This is a genomic window from Streptomyces sp. NBRC 110028 (assembly GCF_001417735.1).
Classification (GTDB): Bacteria; Actinomycetota; Actinomycetes; order Streptomycetales; family Streptomycetaceae; genus Streptomyces.
Genome location: NZ_BBUZ01000003.1, coordinates 1 through 1562, shown reverse-complemented (window position 1 = coordinate 1562; position 1562 = coordinate 1). Strand labels below are relative to the sequence as shown.

Annotated in this window: 1 protein-coding gene; it reads left to right on the top strand. The window is 65.7% G+C overall.

Annotation, left to right across the window (positions count from 1 at the left end; all coding sequences use genetic code 11):
• The coding region (locus ASC60_RS00020; protein ID WP_159043175.1) for a beta-ketoacyl reductase at positions 1-1562 on the top strand (1562 nt) is incomplete at both ends.

Here is a 1562-nt window from a genome sequence, read left to right as displayed (position 1 = left end):
CTCCGTCCTCGTCCCCGGTATCGAGCAGACCCTCGACGCCCTCGACCAGAACGCCGCCGTGCTGGGCTCGCTACGGCGTGACGAAGGCGGCCTGGACCGACTCCTCACATCCCTCGCGGAAGCCTTCGTCCAGGGCGTTACCGTCGACTGGTCCCGCGCCTTCGAAGGCGCGAACCCTCGCACCGTCGACCTCCCCACCTACCCCTTCCAGCGACAGCACTACTGGTTGATGGCGGAAGAGGCACCGGTCTCTCAGCCCCCTCACTCGGAGAACAGCTTCTGGTCAGCAGTGGTCGATGCGGATGCCGAGGCTGCTGCTGAACTTCTGGGTGTCGATGTAGAGGCAATCGGGGCTGTGATGCCGGCGTTGTCTTCGTGGCACCGGCAGAGCCAAGTCCGTGCCGAAGTCAACCAGTGGCGCTACGACGTTGCGTGGAAGCGTCTGACCACCGGGACGCTGCCCGAAAAGCCGGGCAACTGGCTCGTCGTGACTCCAGCAGGCGCTGACACCACGTTCGCTGAGTCGTTGGCGAGGACGGCAGCCGCAGAACCGGGCGTATCCGTCAGCTTCGCGAAGGTGGACACTGCTCATCCTGACCGGTCGCAATACGCGCATGCGCTGCGTCAAGCCGTGACCGGCCCGGAGAACGTCGATCACCTCGTGTCCTTGCTGGCCCTAGACCAGGCCACTGACGACCTCCCCGCCGCACCTTCCTGTTTGGCTGCGTCGCTGGTGCTGGCCCAGGCGCTGCTCGATTTGGGCTTGGTTGGTGAGGTGCCGCGGTTGTGGCTGGTGACGCGGGGGGCGGTGGTTGCTGGTACTTCGGATATGGGCACGGTGATTGATCCGGTGCAGGCGCAGGTGTGGGGTTTTGGCCGCGTTCTGGGTCTGGAGCATCCGGGGTTGTGGGGCGGGTTGATCGATCTGCCGGTGGAGGCTGATGAGGAGGTGTGCCGCCGGTTTGTGGGTGTTGTGGCGTCGGCTGGTTTTGAGGATCAGGTGGCGGTGCGTGGTTCGGGTGTGTGGGTGCGTCGTTTGGTGCGTGCTGCGGTCGATGGTGGTGGGGGTGGTTGGCGGCCGCATGGGACGGTGCTGGTCACCGGTGGTACCGGTGGTTTGGGTGCGCACACGGCCCGGTGGTTGGTGGCTGGCGGTGTGGATCATGTGGTCCTGGTAAGCCGTCGTGGTGATAGCGCTCCTGGCGCTGGTGAACTGGTGCGGGAGCTGGAGCATTTGGGTGGAGCGCGGGTGTCGGTGTGGGCCTGTGATGTGGCTGACCGTGCGGCGCTGGAAGCATTGCTGACGGGTCTGGGTGAACCGGTGACGGCGGTGTTCCACGCGGCTGGCGTTCCGCAGTCCACGCCCTTGGCGGAGGTCTCTCTTCAGGAGGCGGCTGATGTGATGGCTGCCAAGGTCGCCGGTGCGGTGAACCTGGATGAGCTGCTGGATGCCTCGACTCTGGAGGCGTTCGTGTTGTTCTCCTCCAATGCCGGTGTGTGGGGTAGCGGGGGGCAGGCGGTGTATGCGGCGGCCAACGCGTTCCTCGATGCGTTGGCGGTGC